The following is a 14,707-nucleotide window of genomic DNA, read 5'->3' as shown; positions in this document are numbered from 1 at the left end:
CTCGAAATGCACGGCCGATTTGCACTCAGGCGAGAAATTTCAGCCCGCCGATGCCGGCAACGATCAAGCCGATGCAGACAAGACGGACGACGGTGGCGGGCTCGGCAAAAAGATACATGCCTAGAAGTGCAGTGCCGACCGTTCCGATACCCGTCCAGACCGCATAGGCACTGCCGACGGGAAGATCGCGCAGAGCCAGGCCAAGCAGCACAACGCTGATGACCATGCTGCCGGCGGTAAGGATCGAGGGAGTAAGGCGGGTAAAGCCATCGGTATATTTGAGCCCGATGGCCCAACCGATTTCAAAGAGTCCCGCAGCGACGAGTATTATCCAGGCCATGACGACCTCCTTCACATATTTGCTCGGGCCGTCCCGGATTTGTCTGGAAGCGCCGGAAATCCAGCGGCGTTGAGGTCGTCCTCACGAGGTCTATTTAGGAAACGGCAATGTGAATGGCAAGCCTGTCGCGTGATGACTAATTTTGTTGTTTATGTTCAAGGCCGATGAAGGGGCGACAGCGAGCCCCATTCACCTGTTCCGGCACGCAACAGCATGGAGAAAATAAGGATGAACAATGATCGGAAGCTCCCGAACGGTTTAACCCGGCGGGCGCTCCTAGTATGCATGACGCTGATATCTACGCGGGGAGTTGCGATGGCTGACACGAAGGCACTTGAACTGATTGAAGCCGCGCATGGCGGCGACTCGACGACCTTGCGGTCGTTACTCGCGCAAGGGGTTGATCCCGATGTGCGGAACGAACGCGGCGAAACGGCGCTGCTCGTCGCAACACATGCCAACCGCATAGAAGCGGCACGCATGCTGATCGAGGCCGGCGCCGACGTGAATGCCAAGGACAGGATCGAGGATAGTCCCTATCTGTATGCCGGCGCCCGCGGTCACCTCGAAATACTTCGCATGACGCTCGCCCATGGCGCGGATTTAAAGAGCACCAATCGCTACGGCGGCACGGCACTGATCCCGGCTTCAGAGCGCGGTCACGTCGAAACCGTCCGCACGCTCATCGAGGCCGGCGTTGATGTCGACCATGTCAACAAGCTCGGCTGGACAGCCCTCCTCGAGGCGGTCATTCTCGGCGACGGCGGTCCCCGCCATATTGCAATCGTCAAGCTGCTTGTCGATGCGGGTGCGAACAAGGCGCTTGCCGACAGAGACGGTGTCACGGCGCTGCAGCACGCACGCGCGAAAGGCTATGCGCAGATTGTGGCGCTGCTGCAGTAAATGGCATGCTGCTCATTGCGCTCGCCATAGCTACCTTCTAACGAACTCTTCGCCAGCCTGCAAACCCCTGCCACCATCCTCGGGCCTGCCCCGGGGGAGCCAACGCGGATGTGCGTGAGCGCCGCCGCGGGAAATGGAAAAAATCCCTCGCCCTCTCAATCAATTGGTAACCAAGATTCTTCATTGTTCATGCAGGACAGTCGCGGATTGAGGACGCGGTTTTGTTGCCCGCAGCCTCAGTTTTGCCACGGTAAGCGTGGTTTTGCGCGGACTGTCGCGTGGGTTGAGCAGTGTGGGTACGAGTATCATGGCGTTTGCAGTCGGGGCGGGCGGAAAGCCTTCGCAAAAAAATGGCCGTCGTCGGGGTCCCGGACTAACCTCCGCCGCCTTTCTTGCAAGTCTCGGAATCATGACCGCGTTCGGCGCGATCATTCTTGCCGTTACACTGCACCATGCCGTCGCCTCGCGGTCCGAGGGCAGCGCGCTCGCTGACAGCTACAGGCCGGGTGAACGGGCGTTTGGCCCGAGCAGCATCGCCCTCGCACCCAACCTCGTCCCGGTTCGCGTCAATCCCAAATATCCCCGCGTTCCGGAACTCACCGGCACGGCCTGGCAGGCTACCGATATGGACGAGGGCTCGGTGATCTCGGCTACCGGCGAAATCGTCGTCATCACGCCGCCGAAGCCGAAGTTCGTTCTGGCGGCAACGGCGCCGCTTGAAGAGGATGCGTTCGGTGTCCGGGCTTCGGGCCTCGATACAATGCATGTCGCTTCCGTGCGTTCCTACAGCACCTTCGACGAGCCGCCTTCGCCGCAAGTCGCCTTGGCCGGTGCGCCCGCCGCTGCGGGTTATCCGTCAGACGGTCCGTTCAGCCTGGTATTGGCTGAAAAGGACCCCGGGCTTGACGATGCAGACGATGCGGCTGAAGTCCCGCTACCCGGCATCCGTCCCAACCGCCCGGCCCGGCTGGCCAAGCGCGCAACGCCGCAGCTTCTTGCCTATGCGCCGCAGGACAACGACATTCGCGATGTTGCGCCGTCCTACGAACCGCCGGCGGCCCGCCTCTTTGCCCGCAATCGCACCGCGATCTACGATATCTCGGCCAAGACGGTCTACATGCCCAATGGCGAGCGTCTTGAGGCGCATTCCGGACTTGGTCCGCTGCGTGACGATCCACGCTCCGTACACAAGAAGATGCGCGGCGCAACGCCACCACATACCTACCGGTTGACGATGCGCGAGGCCCTCTTCCACGGCGTCGAGGCGATCCGGCTCAACCCACTCGATCCGAGCAAGCTTTTTGGCCGCGACGGACTGCTAGCCCATACCTACATGCTCGGCCCGCGCGGCGATTCAAATGGCTGCGTGTCGTTCAAGGATTACCGCCGGTTCCTTGCGGCCTTCAAGCGGGGTGAGGTCACGCAGCTTGTCGTCGTCGCCCGGATGCCGGCATCGACGACGAGCGTTGCATCGCGGTAATCCGCTTCTTGCGGAAGCCGACCCCACGCCTGCCAACGCCCGTCTTCTGTAGGGCACTCTAGAATACGGTATTCACCGATTGTCCGAGCGCCATCGCTCCGGCGTATCGCGCTTGCGGGCCTTGCTGGAGCGGGTGGAACCGCGCGCCCTGGATATCCCGGAAACGCTGTTCCAGACCGTTCGAGCGATAGAAACCGGCACCACCCGCCAACTCGAGAGCAAGCTCCACTGTCTTGATTGCATGTTCCGCCACCAGCGAACGTCCGATCATGACCTCGTTGACGCTTTCGGCGGAAGGCGAATTGCGCTCGACAATTTTCACCATCCACTGATGTGCAAGCTGGGCGGCGCGCAGCGAGGTGTCCATGCGACCGGCGAGGTTCATGGAGGTCTCGGTCGGCTGCTTCTTCTTGGCAAGATGGATGGCAATGTCACGCGCGCTCTCGGCAACGCCGAGATACACAGCATAGATCAGCGGAAATGCCGTCGTTGCGATGATCTGGAAAACCGGATGCCATTCGCCCGCCTTGCGCGAAAACGCGACGCTGGCGTCAGGCACAAAGAAGTCTTCGATCGCAACATCGTTGGAGCCGGTGCCTCGCATTCCGAGGGCTTTCCACGTATCGACGACCTTGACTTCGGCTGACTTCATGGGAACGCCAAAGTGGATCACCTGAGCCGAACCGTCTTCCCCGCGAAGGATCGCGCCGGTCATCAGGATGTCCCCGGCATTGGCGCCTGATGTAAACACCTTGCGCGCCTTGATGCGGTAGCCGCCCTCGACCTTGGTTGCGTCGCCAGAGCCGCCGATCCAGTCCGAGCCCCCGCTCGACAACAGGATCAGCTTTTCAGCGGCAATCCGCTTCAGAAGGGGCTCGACGGCCAAAGCCTTCTGGTGGCGCCAGCGCCAGGCAGGGATCGCGACCTGGTGCGTGTGCATTGAGAAAGCGAGCGCGGTCGACGAGCAGCCATGCGCGAGCACGCGCAGCATTTCGGCAAGCTCGCCAACGTCGGCGCCGCCGCCGCCAAGTTCGTGCGGCACGCCGGCATGGACGAGGCCGGCCTCCTTGAGGAGCTTATAGTTCTCCGCAACGAAAGTGTCGGTCTCGTCAAATTCCGCCGCCCTCGCAGCGAGAGCTGGTGTCAAAGAGTGCGCGATATCTACGGCACTCCCGGACGAAGCTTCGTCCGCAATGGATGATGTATGTGCCATGCTGTTCATAGGTCCTCCTTGGGGCTTCAGCAGCCCATGCGCAAAGGATCCTCTCAACGCTGCAATTCGTCCAGTTCAGGAAATGTACTAGCCTATTCGGCTTCGCCCTTGGCCGTTTTCGCCCGTGTGCGTGGCGTGGCTTTCCTTGCCAGTTTCTTGGCTTGGTTGAATTCGACGGCGGCGCGAATGAGCTTTTTCAAAGCGTCCTTGTCAACCTTGTCGCCCTCGTGGACGTCGATCGCGCGCCACACTTTGCCCCCGAAGCCATTGTTGAAAAGCTTATCTGGATCCGGAAGGCTTGCGCCGTGCGAGAACGTCAGCTTCACCTTTTCCTTGTGGGCATTGCCCACCGCGATGATCCCGTCGCGCTCCCAGACAGGGCTACCCATCCACTTCCATTCCTCGACGATCTCCTTGTCGGCTTCAAGGAAAGTCTTGCGGAGGCTTGCGAGCATCTCGCCGCGCCAGTCGCCGAGTTTTTCGATAAGCTGGTCAATATGTTCCGAGGGATTCATGGGTGCTTGTTCCTCCAGTTCCGGACCCCGATTCGTGCCGGCAAGCCTATATTACGTGATGCAATTAGGGGACCCAGCCGGGCAGGGCGGCGGCCTGACGGATCCACGCCGCCAGTTCCTCCTCATTAATCGCGTCGTTCTCATGGATGTGAAAGTAACGGGTGTTCTTGTCCTTGGATTCGACAGGCGGCATCGGGTGCAGCGACGCGCCGTGGAAGAAAGCGACCTTTATGTATTTGTCGAAGCAGTGGACGCCGAGAAAGAATCCCTGACCTTCAATACCGTAGAGCGGCGAGTTCCATTTCACCGCCTTTCGCACATCAGGAACGGTGCGAGCGATCAGCGCGTCCAGGCGTCGGCCGGCCTCGCTTTTCCAGCCGGGCATCGCCGCGATATAGGCCTGAACGGGCGCGTCGCCGTCAGCTTTCGCAATCTGGGGGTTTCCGCCCGACAAGAGCTTGGGCTCTGCGGGGGTGCCTTGGGGCTTGCGGGCAGGTGATTTGCCGAAGAGTTCCTTCGCTTTCTTCTTGACGGTCTTGCCCGGTTTCTTTTGGGCAACCGTACGCGGTTCATTCGAAGTATCGGTCATACGTCCAACCTTTCGAGCAGCGTTTAAAAGACAGGGCATAGTTGTATCCGCAGACTTCGGCACAAGGCAACGTTCCGACCCGAAATGTCCAGCCGGTAGGATTCGACCGCGTTTTAGGGTATTCTTGCCTTAAGAAAAGGGTCAGGAAGACCGGTGGGAACAATGGAACAACGTGGAGGATACGGGCAGTTCTGTCCTGTTGCGATGGCGTCGGAGATATTGTGCTCGCGCTGGACGACGCTCGTGATACGCGAAATGCTGATGGGAACGACGCGTTTCAACGATCTGCGCCGCGGCGTGCCGCGCATGTCGCCTGCGCTTTTGTCCAAACGGTTGAAAGAGCTTGAACGTGCGGGGGTGGTAGAGGTCGTAACCAACGCCAACGGCACGACCGAATATCATCTCTCGCCCGCTGGCGAAGACCTGCGGGCAATCGTGCTCGGCATTGGCTCCTGGGGGCAGCGCTGGGTTGAATCGGAACTGTCGCTGCGCAATCTCGATCCCTCGCTGCTGATGTGGGACATGCGCCGCAACCTCAATCCGAAGCCGCTGCCAAAACGGCGCTGCACGATTCAGTTTCTGTACCCCGAACTGCCGGAAACGAGGCAGAATTTCTGGCTGGTTGTCGACGGCAGTTCCGTTGACCTTTGCGGCTTTGATCCAGGATTCGATGTCGATCTTCTGGTGACAAGCTCGCTGAAGAGCATGACGGCGATCTGGATGGGGCTTTCAGCCGTCAGGCGCGAGGTCGAAGCAGGCCGCGTCGAATTCGACGGCGACCCCAGCATTGCGAACGCCATGCAGCAATGGCTCGGCCTCAGCACATTCGCCCCACAGCAACGCATGGTCTCATAGATTGCCGCAGCGCGGAAACCGCAAGCATGACTTGCGGCTTCCGTTGTTCCTTTCAGACGACAATCAGCCCAGCGATTTGATGATTTCGCGATAGGCTGCTTCCGGGAATGCCTTCAGCGTCCGCGTGCGCACAAAGCCCTTCTGCCCAAGGCCCAGCGTGAAGCGCGCCATGACCGCGTCGTCGGGCGCCGTCATAATGCCGACCATGTCGTATTCGCCCATCGTCAGAAAAAACTGATCGAACGAACCGCCCATTTCCTTGAGCATTTTCTTCGCACCGTCGAGCCTGTTAGGCGAGTCCCCGGCGTTCTTGAGGCCAAGTTCAGTCCAGTTCAAGAGAACAACATATGTGGTCATCGCTAACCTCCCCCGCGGCACGGCTCGTGCCGGTGGCCGCGATTTTGCTCCCTCCGCATCCCCGGATTAACTATAGTCCTGTTGGCAGGGTGGAACAATGCAAGGCCTGCGACAGACGCACCCGCAAAGACTTGATCAGTAGTCCATACCGCCGCCCGCAGGCATGGCTGGAGCCGCGGGCTTCTTGGGAATATCGGCGACCATCGCTTCGGTCGTGACGAGGAGACCCGCAATCGAGGCAGCGCCTTGCAGCGCGCTGCGCACCACCTTTGCCGGATCGATCACGCCCATCTCGTAAAGATTGCCATATTCGCCGGTCTGGGCGTTCCACCCAAATGCAAAGTCGCTATTCTCGCGCAATTTGCCGACGATCAGCGAGCCCTCCGCGCCGGCATTCTCCGCAATCTGGCGCACGGGCATCTCGATGGCCCGCCGCACGATCTCGATACCGACGCGTTGGTCCGCATTCTTGACCTGCAAGCCCTCAAGCGCTTTGGCTGAACGCAGGAGCGCAACGCCGCCACCGGGAAGTATTCCTTCTTCCACGGCCGCCCGTGTCGCGTGAAGCGCGTCGTCGACGCGATCCTTGCGTTCGCGCACCTCGACCTCGGTCGAGCCGCCAACCCGGATCACGGCAACGCCGCCGGCAAGTTTGGCAAGCCGTTCCTGCAGCTTTTCCTTGTCATAGTCGGATGTCGTATCCTCGATCTGGGTCTTGATCTGCACAATACGTGCATCGATATCGGCTTTCGAGCCGCCGCCGTTGACGATAATTGTGGTTTCCTTCTCGACGATCGTCTTCTTGGCACGGCCGAGCATGTCGAGTGTGACGTTCTCGAGCTTGATGCCGAGGTCTTCGCTAATCGCGGTGCCGCCCGTCAGGATCGCTATGTCCTCGAGCATTGCCTTGCGCCGATCGCCGAAGCCAGGCGCTTTGACCGCTGCAACCTTCAACCCCCCGCGCAATTTGTTGACGACGAGCGTTGCCAATGCCTCGCCCTCCACATCTTCTGCGATGATCAGCAGCGGACTTCCCGACTGGATCACGGCTTCGAGAATGGGCAGCATTGCCTGAAGGTTCGAGAGCTTCTTCTCGTGGATGAGGATATAGGGATCTTCGAATTCGACCCGCATCTTGTCCTGGTCAGTGACGAAATAGGGGGAGAGGTAGCCACGGTCGAACTGCATGCCCTCGACGATTTCGAGTTCGGTCTCGGCGGTTTTTGCCTCCTCGACAGTGATGACGCCTTCGTGCCCGACCTTCCCCATGGCGTCGGCCAGATATTGACCGATTTCTATGTCACCGTTGGCGGAGATGGTTCCCACCTGGGCAATTTCGGAATTGTTGGAGATTTTACGGGCATTGCGCTTCAGTTCCGCAACGACTGCTTCCACGGCGATATCTATGCCGCGCTTCAAATCCATCGGATTCATGCCCGCAGCTTCAGCCCTCGCGCCCTCGCGCACGATGGCCTGGGCAAGAACGGTAGCTGTCGTCGTGCCGTCACCGGCAACATCGCTCGTCCTCGAAGCGACTTCGCGCAGCAGCTGGGCTCCCATGTTCTCGAATTTATCCTCGAGTTCGATTTCCTTGGCGACGGTGACGCCATCCTTGGTGATGCGCGGCGCTCCGAAGGATTTCTCGATTACGACGTTGCGGCCCTTGGGACCGAGTGTCACTTTGACGGCATTGGCAAGTATATCGACGCCGCGCATCATGCGATCGCGCGCTTCGGCGCTGAATTTGACTTCTTTTGCAGCCATGGTCCTCACTCCTCCCTTTTACAAGTTCTGTAATTTTCCTTGAAAACACAGCGGAATCTGACAAGATTCACAGTGACGCATGAGTTGATCCACAAGGGAAATATTCATGACAACAAGCAGAGCATTCGAACTTCAGCTAAAAGGCTACGGTCTGACAACGGCCGAGATACATTATCGCCTTCCCGACCACCCGAGCTTTCTGCAGCTTTACATTTGGCAGGAATACGATCTTGCTCCGTCTTTCCCGGAATTGAAAGGCTTTCTTGATTTCTGGTGCAAGGACATCGAGGGGCCGCTGCACTCAGTCCGGATCGTCCACCAGCACCTGATTTCGCCGCGTGAATGGCGCGCAGTGGACGGCATCATATCGCTGCATTGATTGCGGCGCCCCTGGAACGCTTCAGCGCCGATAAGGGCGCATCGGGCCTGTTCTCCCTATTTGAAATATCTTCCGGACAATCCGCCCGCCCACAGGCGAGATGATGGAAAACCATCAATATCCAAATGGACCGGGCTGCATTCGGAAAGGTAATTTCGATGCACGGGCAATAAGAGGCCGGCGGGGCGCAGTTGCGGAGGATAATCAAATGACGAAAAGCTATGCGCTTGTTGGCGACGCAGCGCGCGCCGCAGTATTGACCGACGATGGCTTCGAGCACCGGGTCGAATCCGAATGGTTTTCCGCAAAAGTCGACCGCAAGGTCTTCAAGCAGCTGATGAAGCGTTCAGACCTGATCTCGCTGCGCCATTTTGGGCTCTGGCTCGCATTGCTTGCCGTATCGGGTGCCGGCGCTTTTCTGACATGGGGCACGCTTTGGTGCATTCCGTTTTTCGCCGTCTATGGTGTTCTCTACGCTGCCAGCGACCATCGCGCTCATGAACTCTCGCACGGGACGCCATTCAAGACGCGCTGGATCAACGAGGCGCTTTACCACCTCAACGGCTTCATGACCCTGCATGAGGGTTTTTACTGGCGCTGGAGCCATTCGCGGCATCATACAGACACGATCATCGTCGGCCGCGACCCCGAGATTGCAGTGCCGCGTCCGCCCGATATTCCAGGTATCATTCTCGATTTCTTCTTCCTGAAGTCCGGCCTGATCCAGATGGCGTCGATCCTGCGCCACGCCTGTGGCAGCCTGAACGAGGAAGGCCGTCACTTCGTTCCTGACAGCGAAAAGCCCAAGGTGTTCTGGTCGTCACGCATCCACGTTGCGATCTTCGTCGCGACCGGAGCCGCCTGCTGGTATTTTGCCTCGATCCTGCCTGCCCTGTTCATCGTCCTGCCGCGCTTTTATGGCGGTCCGCTGGCACAGCTCTTCAACATCACGCAGCATGCGGGGCTCGACGAGGATGTCTACGACCACCGGCTCAACACGCGGACATTCGAGATCAATCCTGTGTTCCGCTTCCTCTACATCAATATGAACTACCACATCGAGCACCACATGTTCCCTATGGTGCCGTTTTATGCCCTCCCGCAACTGCATGCCATGATCAAGGACCAGTGCCCTCCGGTCTATCCGTCCATCTGGGCCGTTTACCGCGAAATCATCCCGGCGCTGATCAGGCAGGTGAAGTACCCCGGCTATTTTGTCCAGCGGCCGCTGCCGGGAACGATTCGGGCCGCACCCGATATGCGCTTTGCCGCGCCCGCCGAGTGAACAATAATTTTGAGGAGAACTGACGATGAATGCTGTTTCGAAGACCTGGATCGAAGCGTGCGACGCCGATGACATCGACGAGGAGGATGTTATCCGCTTTGACCACGACGGTCGCACTTTCGCAATCTTCCGCTCGCCGGACGACGAGTATTATGCCACCGATGGCCTCTGCACCCATGAGAAGGTGCATCTTGCTGACGGGCTCGTCATGGACAACATCATTGAGTGCCCAAAGCATAATGGCCGCTTCGATTACCGAACCGGCGCGGCCAAGGGCGCTCCTGTCTGCGTGAACCTGCGTACGTATCCGGTCAAGGTCGAATACGGGAAAGTCCTCATCTCCGTTGGTTAGCTTGCCGTGCGATCGGATGTCTTCCCGACATTCTCCGGTCCGTGCAGCGTGAAGTCGATCGTCGCGCTATAAGGTGTCTTGAATTCGGGATGCTCGGCATAGCCGAAGTGGTGCAGCAGGATGTCGACCGCGAGCCGCGCCTGCTGCTGCGGGTTCTGGTCGATGGCGAGCGTCATCGTACCCTCTTGCAACATTTTACACGATTGCGGGGTCAGCTCGTGCCCGATGAAGATGGGTTGTTGCTGCAGCGCGCTCTTGCGAAGGGCGAGTTCAACGGCGTCATTCGGAGCACCGGCATTATAGACGCCGACAATATCGCGGTGACGTTTCAGTGCATCGACGAGGAGCCGCTCGGAAATTTCAGAATCGTCGCGCCCCTCAAGACGCTCCGCCAGTTTAAGCCCGGCGCCGTGGACATTCATTGCATCTGTCAAACCCCGAATGCGGTCGGCATGGCCCCTGATTCCGAGGTCATAGCACAGGGCAATGACGCGACCCGGTTGCCGCGCAAACTTCGCCATGAAGTAGCCCGCCGTCCGCCCCGCAGCGTAATGGTCTATTCCGGCATAGGCGAAGCGCGCTGAGGTTGGCAGGTCGGAGATGACGGTGATCACCGGAATACCCGCTGCGGTTATGGCGCCGACGGCGCCGATGATCGCGGGATCCTCCTGCGCATAGATGATCACGGCATTGCAAGTCGTGGCGCGGATACGCTCGGCAATGTGTTCCGCTTTGTCGTCCTTGAGCAAGCTACGCTGAATGGTAACCGAGCGGTCGAGGCTGGGTGCAAGCTGCATGAACGCCTGGTTCATGCGCTTGATCAGGGGCAAATACGGCCGCGCCAAGATTACCTCCAGGCGCAGGCCCTTATGATAGGTCGCGGGCAGGATGCGCTGCAGACCGAGCTGTCGCGCAGCCCGAATGATCTTCAAGGCTGTTTCCGGTTTGACGTTGCCGCGCTCATTGAGCAGACGATCGACCGTAGCGACACCAACTCCCGCAAGCTCGGCAACCTCGCTCAGTATGACCTTCTTACGCGCCATCAACCGCTCCGAGGCTGCATGGCGCTAGGCTGCCGGACGCTGTGGAATATCGAGGCCACGCTGCACGGCGGGCCGGGCAAGTCCGCGCTCCAGCCAGCCGGGGACATATTTCAGCCCGTCGAAATCAACGATTTCCCGCGCGCCGTAGAACCCGACAAGGTTGCGCACCCAGCCGAGCATGGAGATATCGGCTATGCTGTATTCGTCGCCCATGATCCATTCACGCCCGCTGAGCCGCGTTTCGATTACGCCGAGCAGGCGCTTCGATTCATCAACGTAGCGTTGGAGCGGCCGCTTGTCCTCGATCTCGCGGCCTGCGAACTTGTGAAAGAATCCGACCTGTCCGAACATCGGCCCGATTGCGGCCATCTGGAAGAAAACCCACTGGATGGTCTCGTACCGCAGGCTCGGATCCGCGGGAATGAGCTTGCCGGTCTTCTCGGCGAGATAAAGCAGGATGGCGCCGGATTCGAAGAGGCCGAGCGGCTTGCCGCCCGGACCATCGGGATCGATGATCGCGGGGATCTTGCCGTTGGGATTGAGCGACAGGAACTCCGGCGTCCAGCTTTCATTCTTGCCGATATTGACCGCATGCGGCTCGTAGGGCAGCCCAAGTTCTTCCAGCGCGATCGACACCTTGACCCCGTTCGGGGTCGGAAAAGAATAAAGCTGCAGCCGGTCCGGATATTGTGCCGGCCAACGGCCGGCAATGGGGAAAGCGGATAGATCGGACATTCACGTCTCCTTGGGGGGATTTGATTCTGGAGCGGGTAGGCTAGCATGCAGGCGAACGCGCATCCACGTTGGCGAGTTCCTGTGATTGTTCGGCTTTTCCGAAAACCAGTTCCGCCATCTGCCACCTACTTCGAACCGAGGCCAATCACCACTATCAAGTCCAACAATAGCGGCTGACCCTCAGCCCACATCAGACATCAGGAGAAGAACATGAGCAGATTATCTGGAAAAGTGGCGATCGTTACCGGTGCGAGCGCCGGTATCGGTCGGGCGACGGCAAAGCTGTTCGCCAAGGAGGGCGCAAAGCTTGTCGTCGGCGCGCGGCGCAAGGAAGAGCTTGACGCACTGGTGCTCGAAATCGAGAGCGATGGCGGCGATGCCGTTGCCCTTGCCGGCGACGTGCGTTCGGAAGATTATGCCAAGGGCCTCGTCCAACTCGCTGCGGAACATTACGGCAGGCTCGACATCGCCTTCAACAATGCCGGCGTTATGGGAGAAGCGGGCCCAACAACCGGCGTTTCTGAAGCAGGCTGGAACGATGCCATTGCGATCAACCTGACGGGCTCTTTCCTTGCCGCCAAGCATCAGGTCGCGGAGATGCTGAAGCACGGTGGCGGATCGATCATCTTCACGTCCACCTTCGTCGGCTACAGCTTCGCATTTCCGGGCGTTGCCGCCTATGCCGCCAGCAAATCCGGCATTATAGGCCTCACCCAGTCGCTGGCCGCCGAGTACGGACCGCAGAATATACGCGTCAATGCGATCCTGCCAGGTGCGGTCGATACGGACATGTACCGCGAGATGAACAATACGCCTGAGTCAAAGGCATTCATCACCAACCTTCATGCCTTGAAGCGGGTCGCGACCGCGGAGGAACTGGCGCGCTCCGTGCTCTACCTGGCCTCCGACGACGCTTCGTTCGTGACCGGCACGGCCTCGCTGGTCGATGGCGGTGTCTCGATCACACGGACGTAATCTGCTCGACGTTGATCCTCGGGCCCGCACTGGTCAGGCTCGAGGGCCAAAATCAAGGCGGCGTGACAATCATCCAGGTGAACACATAGGCTTGGAGCATCACCAGAGTGCCGACGAGGCAGGCCAGCACGATCGAATGCTTGAAGACAAAGCGCAGGATCGTCCCCTCATGCCCGTACCAGTTGGTAGCGGTGGAGGCGACGACGATCGACTGGGCATCGATCATCTTGCCCATGACGCCGCCTGACGAATTGGCCGCGCTCATCAGTATCGGTGAAAGACCGAGTTGTTCGGAGGTAATCTTCTGCAGATTGCCGAAGAGCACGTTGGAGGCGGTATCCGATCCCGTCAGGGCGACGCCCAGCCAGCCGAGCAAGGTTCCGAAGAAGGGATAGAGCACACCGGTCGCGGCGAAGGCGAGGCCGAGCGTCGCATCGATGCCGGAGAGGCGGGTGAGCGTTCCGATGGCAAGCATCGCCGAGATCGTGATCAGCGAGTAGGCGCACAGCTTTATCGTGCGGCCATAGGCCGTGATCAATTCAAGTGGTTTGTAACCCATGATGAAGCCGGAAATGATGGCGGCGATCAGCATGCCGGACCCGGTAAAGGAGAGCCAGGTGAAGGCAAAGACTGCCTTTTCCGGCGTCGGGGTGGCAGCAATCGGCGCGACTTTCATGATCTGGTTGTTAAGGCCCGGCACCTCGTAGCTCAACGTCGCCCATGGATTGACCATGCCCTTGAACCAATCAGTACCCCAAAGCAGAAGCACTGCGCAGACGATGATCCACGGCGTCAGTGAGGCCCAGACCTCCTTTCGCGTCGGCTCACGTTTGGTTGTCTTCACCGGTGGAACCTGGCTTGCCGAGTCGTCGCGAATACGCAGCTTGGCCGAGGTCCAGATGACTTGCGGCTGCCAGATGCGAAGAAAGCCTATGAGGCAGGCCATGGAGATCAGGGAAGCGCCGATATCGACGATCCAGGGGTTGACGAAATTGGATATCAGGAATTGCGGCACAGCGAAGGAAACGCCGGTGACGAGAATGGCAGGCCAAACTTCCTTCATGCCTCGCCAGCCGGCAAACGCCCAGACGACCCAGAACGGTATGATCAGTGAGAAAAACGGCAATTGCCGTCCCACCATGGCGCCGAGCAGAAATGGGTCAATGCCGGTCACGCTCGACAGGCCGGCGATAGGTGTGCCGAGCGCGCCGTAGGCCACCGGGGCGGTGTTGGCAATCAGCGACAGGCCCGATGCGGCAAGCGGCGAAAAGCCGAGGCCGATAAGGATCGCCGCGGTGACTGCGACGGGCGTGCCAAATCCCGACGCACCCTCGAAGAAGGCGCCGAACGAAAAGGCGATCAGCAGGATCTGCAGGCGCCTGTCCCGGGTAACGCCGCCGATCGTGTTTTGCAGCGTCTCGAAGATGCCCTTCTCGACGGTCAGCCTGTAGAGAAATATGACGTTGAGGACGATCCAGCCAATCGGAAAGAAGCCGGTTACAACGCCAAGCAGCGATGCCCTGACCGACATGCCGGCAGGCATTGTGAAGATAAAGATGGCGACAAGATTGGCAACGACCAGGGCGATGATTGCTGCGATGTGCACCTTGACCTTATTCGAGGCGATCATCGCAAGCAGCACGACAACAGGTATCGATGCGGCGATAGTCGATAGAACGGCGTTATTGAAGGGGTTATAAACCTGATTCCACATGTTGAATACGCTCCATGACGAATGTATGTGGCAGATGAATCGGTCTTGTCCCTAGTTGGTATGTCAAAAGTCCAATATTGCAAGGCGACTTACTCACAAAGCGTTTGATAAGTCCGGCGCCTTTCGCCGACGTCTCGAAGCAACTCAACACAATCCAGACGTGTGTTACCGTAACATACTTGCGTGTGAACGGGTTGCTGGTCACCAA

Annotated in this window: 16 protein-coding genes; 7 read left to right on the top strand and 9 right to left on the bottom strand. The window is 59.2% G+C overall.

The annotated features are described in order from the left end of the window. Positions 1-25 precede the first annotated feature (25 nt). The gene (gene sugE / locus BM074_RS04150) at positions 26-340 is read right to left on the bottom strand and encodes a quaternary ammonium compound efflux SMR transporter SugE (protein WP_027230456.1); all 315 of its coding nucleotides are present in this window, start codon (positions 338-340) and stop codon (positions 26-28) included. Positions 341-655: 315 nt separating this feature from the next. On the opposite strand from sugE, the gene BM074_RS04145 reads away from it, so the two are divergent. Both BM074_RS04145 and BM074_RS04140 read left to right on the top strand, forming a co-directional pair. Further along, the gene (locus BM074_RS04145; RefSeq protein WP_244532723.1) at positions 656-1,243 is read left to right on the top strand and encodes an ankyrin repeat domain-containing protein; all 588 of its coding nucleotides are present in this window, start codon (positions 656-658) and stop codon (positions 1,241-1,243) included. 409 nt (positions 1,244-1,652) lie between these two features. After that, complete coding sequence (locus tag BM074_RS04140; RefSeq protein ID WP_244532722.1) at positions 1,653-2,723, top strand: DUF2778 domain-containing protein; 1,071 nt, start codon at positions 1,653-1,655, stop codon at positions 2,721-2,723. Between the two features lie 58 nt (positions 2,724-2,781). On the opposite strand, the gene BM074_RS04135 is transcribed toward BM074_RS04140, so the two are convergent. From BM074_RS04135 to BM074_RS04125, 3 genes are all read right to left on the bottom strand, one after another. After that, positions 2,782-3,936: an acyl-CoA dehydrogenase family protein gene (locus BM074_RS04135; protein ID WP_051614821.1), complete on the bottom strand. Its 1,155-nt coding sequence runs from the start codon at positions 3,934-3,936 to the stop codon at positions 2,782-2,784. A 92-nt stretch (positions 3,937-4,028) separates the two neighbouring features. Continuing rightward, positions 4,029-4,451, bottom strand: a complete 423-nt coding sequence (locus BM074_RS04130; RefSeq protein ID WP_091919930.1) for a DUF1801 domain-containing protein — start codon at positions 4,449-4,451, stop codon at positions 4,029-4,031. Between the two features lie 64 nt (positions 4,452-4,515). Continuing rightward, positions 4,516-5,040: a DUF1801 domain-containing protein gene (locus BM074_RS04125; RefSeq protein WP_091919929.1), complete on the bottom strand. Its 525-nt coding sequence runs from the start codon at positions 5,038-5,040 to the stop codon at positions 4,516-4,518. A 162-nt stretch (positions 5,041-5,202) separates the two neighbouring features. On the opposite strand from BM074_RS04125, the gene BM074_RS04120 reads away from it, so the two are divergent. After that, positions 5,203-5,895, top strand: coding sequence for a winged helix-turn-helix transcriptional regulator (locus BM074_RS04120; RefSeq protein ID WP_091919927.1), 693 nt, complete (start codon positions 5,203-5,205; stop codon positions 5,893-5,895). A 63-nt stretch (positions 5,896-5,958) separates the two neighbouring features. On the opposite strand, the gene BM074_RS04115 is transcribed toward BM074_RS04120, so the two are convergent. Then, complete coding sequence (locus BM074_RS04115) at positions 5,959-6,252, bottom strand: GYD domain-containing protein (RefSeq protein WP_027230451.1); 294 nt, start codon at positions 6,250-6,252, stop codon at positions 5,959-5,961. 135 nt (positions 6,253-6,387) lie between these two features. Continuing rightward, a complete protein-coding gene (gene groL / locus BM074_RS04110) occupies positions 6,388-8,016 on the bottom strand; it encodes a chaperonin GroEL (RefSeq protein WP_091919926.1) in 1,629 nt (542 codons plus the stop codon). A gap of 106 nt (positions 8,017-8,122) precedes the next feature. On the opposite strand from groL, the gene BM074_RS04105 reads away from it, so the two are divergent. The 3 genes from BM074_RS04105 (at position 8,123) to BM074_RS04095 (ending at position 10,032) form a co-directional block, all read left to right on the top strand. Further along, positions 8,123-8,395 carry an usg protein gene (locus BM074_RS04105; protein WP_027230449.1) on the top strand — a complete coding sequence of 91 codons (273 nt, stop codon included), beginning with the start codon at positions 8,123-8,125 and terminating at the stop codon, positions 8,393-8,395. Between the two features lie 208 nt (positions 8,396-8,603). Beyond that, entirely contained in the window at positions 8,604-9,680 is a 1,077-nt protein-coding gene (locus BM074_RS04100) for a fatty acid desaturase family protein (RefSeq protein WP_091919924.1), read from the top strand. 25 nt (positions 9,681-9,705) lie between these two features. After that, a complete protein-coding gene (locus tag BM074_RS04095) occupies positions 9,706-10,032 on the top strand; it encodes a MocE family 2Fe-2S type ferredoxin (protein ID WP_091919922.1) in 327 nt (108 codons plus the stop codon). Here BM074_RS04095 and BM074_RS04090 read toward each other — a convergent pair. Both BM074_RS04090 and BM074_RS04085 read right to left on the bottom strand, forming a co-directional pair. Continuing rightward, positions 10,029-11,075, bottom strand: coding sequence for a LacI family DNA-binding transcriptional regulator (locus tag BM074_RS04090; protein ID WP_091919920.1), 1,047 nt, complete (start codon positions 11,073-11,075; stop codon positions 10,029-10,031). The two genes, BM074_RS04095 and BM074_RS04090, sit on opposite strands and share 4 nt — an antisense overlap. Before the next feature lie 24 nt (positions 11,076-11,099). Next, positions 11,100-11,810 carry a glutathione S-transferase N-terminal domain-containing protein gene (locus BM074_RS04085; protein WP_091919918.1) on the bottom strand — a complete coding sequence of 237 codons (711 nt, stop codon included), beginning with the start codon at positions 11,808-11,810 and terminating at the stop codon, positions 11,100-11,102. 210 nt (positions 11,811-12,020) lie between these two features. On the opposite strand from BM074_RS04085, the gene BM074_RS04080 reads away from it, so the two are divergent. Next, positions 12,021-12,785 (top strand): SDR family oxidoreductase, encoded by a 765-nt coding sequence (locus tag BM074_RS04080; protein ID WP_091919916.1) that lies wholly within the window; start codon positions 12,021-12,023, stop codon positions 12,783-12,785. A 52-nt stretch (positions 12,786-12,837) separates the two neighbouring features. On the opposite strand, the gene BM074_RS04075 is transcribed toward BM074_RS04080, so the two are convergent. Beyond that, the gene (locus BM074_RS04075; RefSeq protein WP_091919914.1) at positions 12,838-14,499 is read right to left on the bottom strand and encodes an L-lactate permease; all 1,662 of its coding nucleotides are present in this window, start codon (positions 14,497-14,499) and stop codon (positions 12,838-12,840) included. Between the last annotated feature and the right edge of the window lie 208 nt (positions 14,500-14,707).

The organism is Phyllobacterium sp. CL33Tsu (genome assembly GCF_900113985.1).
In the GTDB taxonomy this organism is placed as follows: domain Bacteria; phylum Pseudomonadota; class Alphaproteobacteria; order Rhizobiales; family Rhizobiaceae; genus Phyllobacterium; species Phyllobacterium pellucidum.
This window is presented reverse-complemented; position numbering and strand designations above follow the sequence as displayed.

What these genes read in the sequence shown, in the direction of transcription:
- BM074_RS04120 (WP_091919927.1), top strand. Translation starts at nt 5,203, where the DNA reads ATGGAACAACGTGGAGGATACGGGCAGTTCTGTCCTGTTGCGATGGCG.
- BM074_RS04095 (WP_091919922.1), top strand. Translation starts at nt 9,706, where the DNA reads ATGAATGCTGTTTCGAAGACCTGGATCGAAGCGTGCGACGCCGATGAC.
- BM074_RS04075 (WP_091919914.1), bottom strand. Translation starts at nt 14,499, where the DNA reads ATGTGGAATCAGGTTTATAACCCCTTCAATAACGCCGTTCTATCGACT.
- BM074_RS04090 (WP_091919920.1), bottom strand. Translation starts at nt 11,075, where the DNA reads ATGGCGCGTAAGAAGGTCATACTGAGCGAGGTTGCCGAGCTTGCGGGA.
- BM074_RS04140 (WP_244532722.1), top strand. Translation starts at nt 1,653, where the DNA reads ATGACCGCGTTCGGCGCGATCATTCTTGCCGTTACACTGCACCATGCC.
- BM074_RS04125 (WP_091919929.1), bottom strand. Translation starts at nt 5,040, where the DNA reads ATGACCGATACTTCGAATGAACCGCGTACGGTTGCCCAAAAGAAACCG.
- BM074_RS04105 (WP_027230449.1), top strand. Translation starts at nt 8,123, where the DNA reads ATGACAACAAGCAGAGCATTCGAACTTCAGCTAAAAGGCTACGGTCTG.
- BM074_RS04130 (WP_091919930.1), bottom strand. Translation starts at nt 4,451, where the DNA reads ATGAATCCCTCGGAACATATTGACCAGCTTATCGAAAAACTCGGCGAC.
- BM074_RS04135 (WP_051614821.1), bottom strand. Translation starts at nt 3,936, where the DNA reads ATGGCACATACATCATCCATTGCGGACGAAGCTTCGTCCGGGAGTGCC.
- groL (WP_091919926.1), bottom strand. Translation starts at nt 8,016, where the DNA reads ATGGCTGCAAAAGAAGTCAAATTCAGCGCCGAAGCGCGCGATCGCATG.
- sugE (WP_027230456.1), bottom strand. Translation starts at nt 340, where the DNA reads ATGGCCTGGATAATACTCGTCGCTGCGGGACTCTTTGAAATCGGTTGG.
- BM074_RS04100 (WP_091919924.1), top strand. Translation starts at nt 8,604, where the DNA reads ATGACGAAAAGCTATGCGCTTGTTGGCGACGCAGCGCGCGCCGCAGTA.
- BM074_RS04080 (WP_091919916.1), top strand. Translation starts at nt 12,021, where the DNA reads ATGAGCAGATTATCTGGAAAAGTGGCGATCGTTACCGGTGCGAGCGCC.
- BM074_RS04115 (WP_027230451.1), bottom strand. Translation starts at nt 6,252, where the DNA reads ATGACCACATATGTTGTTCTCTTGAACTGGACTGAACTTGGCCTCAAG.
- BM074_RS04085 (WP_091919918.1), bottom strand. Translation starts at nt 11,810, where the DNA reads ATGTCCGATCTATCCGCTTTCCCCATTGCCGGCCGTTGGCCGGCACAA.
- BM074_RS04145 (WP_244532723.1), top strand. Translation starts at nt 656, where the DNA reads ATGGCTGACACGAAGGCACTTGAACTGATTGAAGCCGCGCATGGCGGC.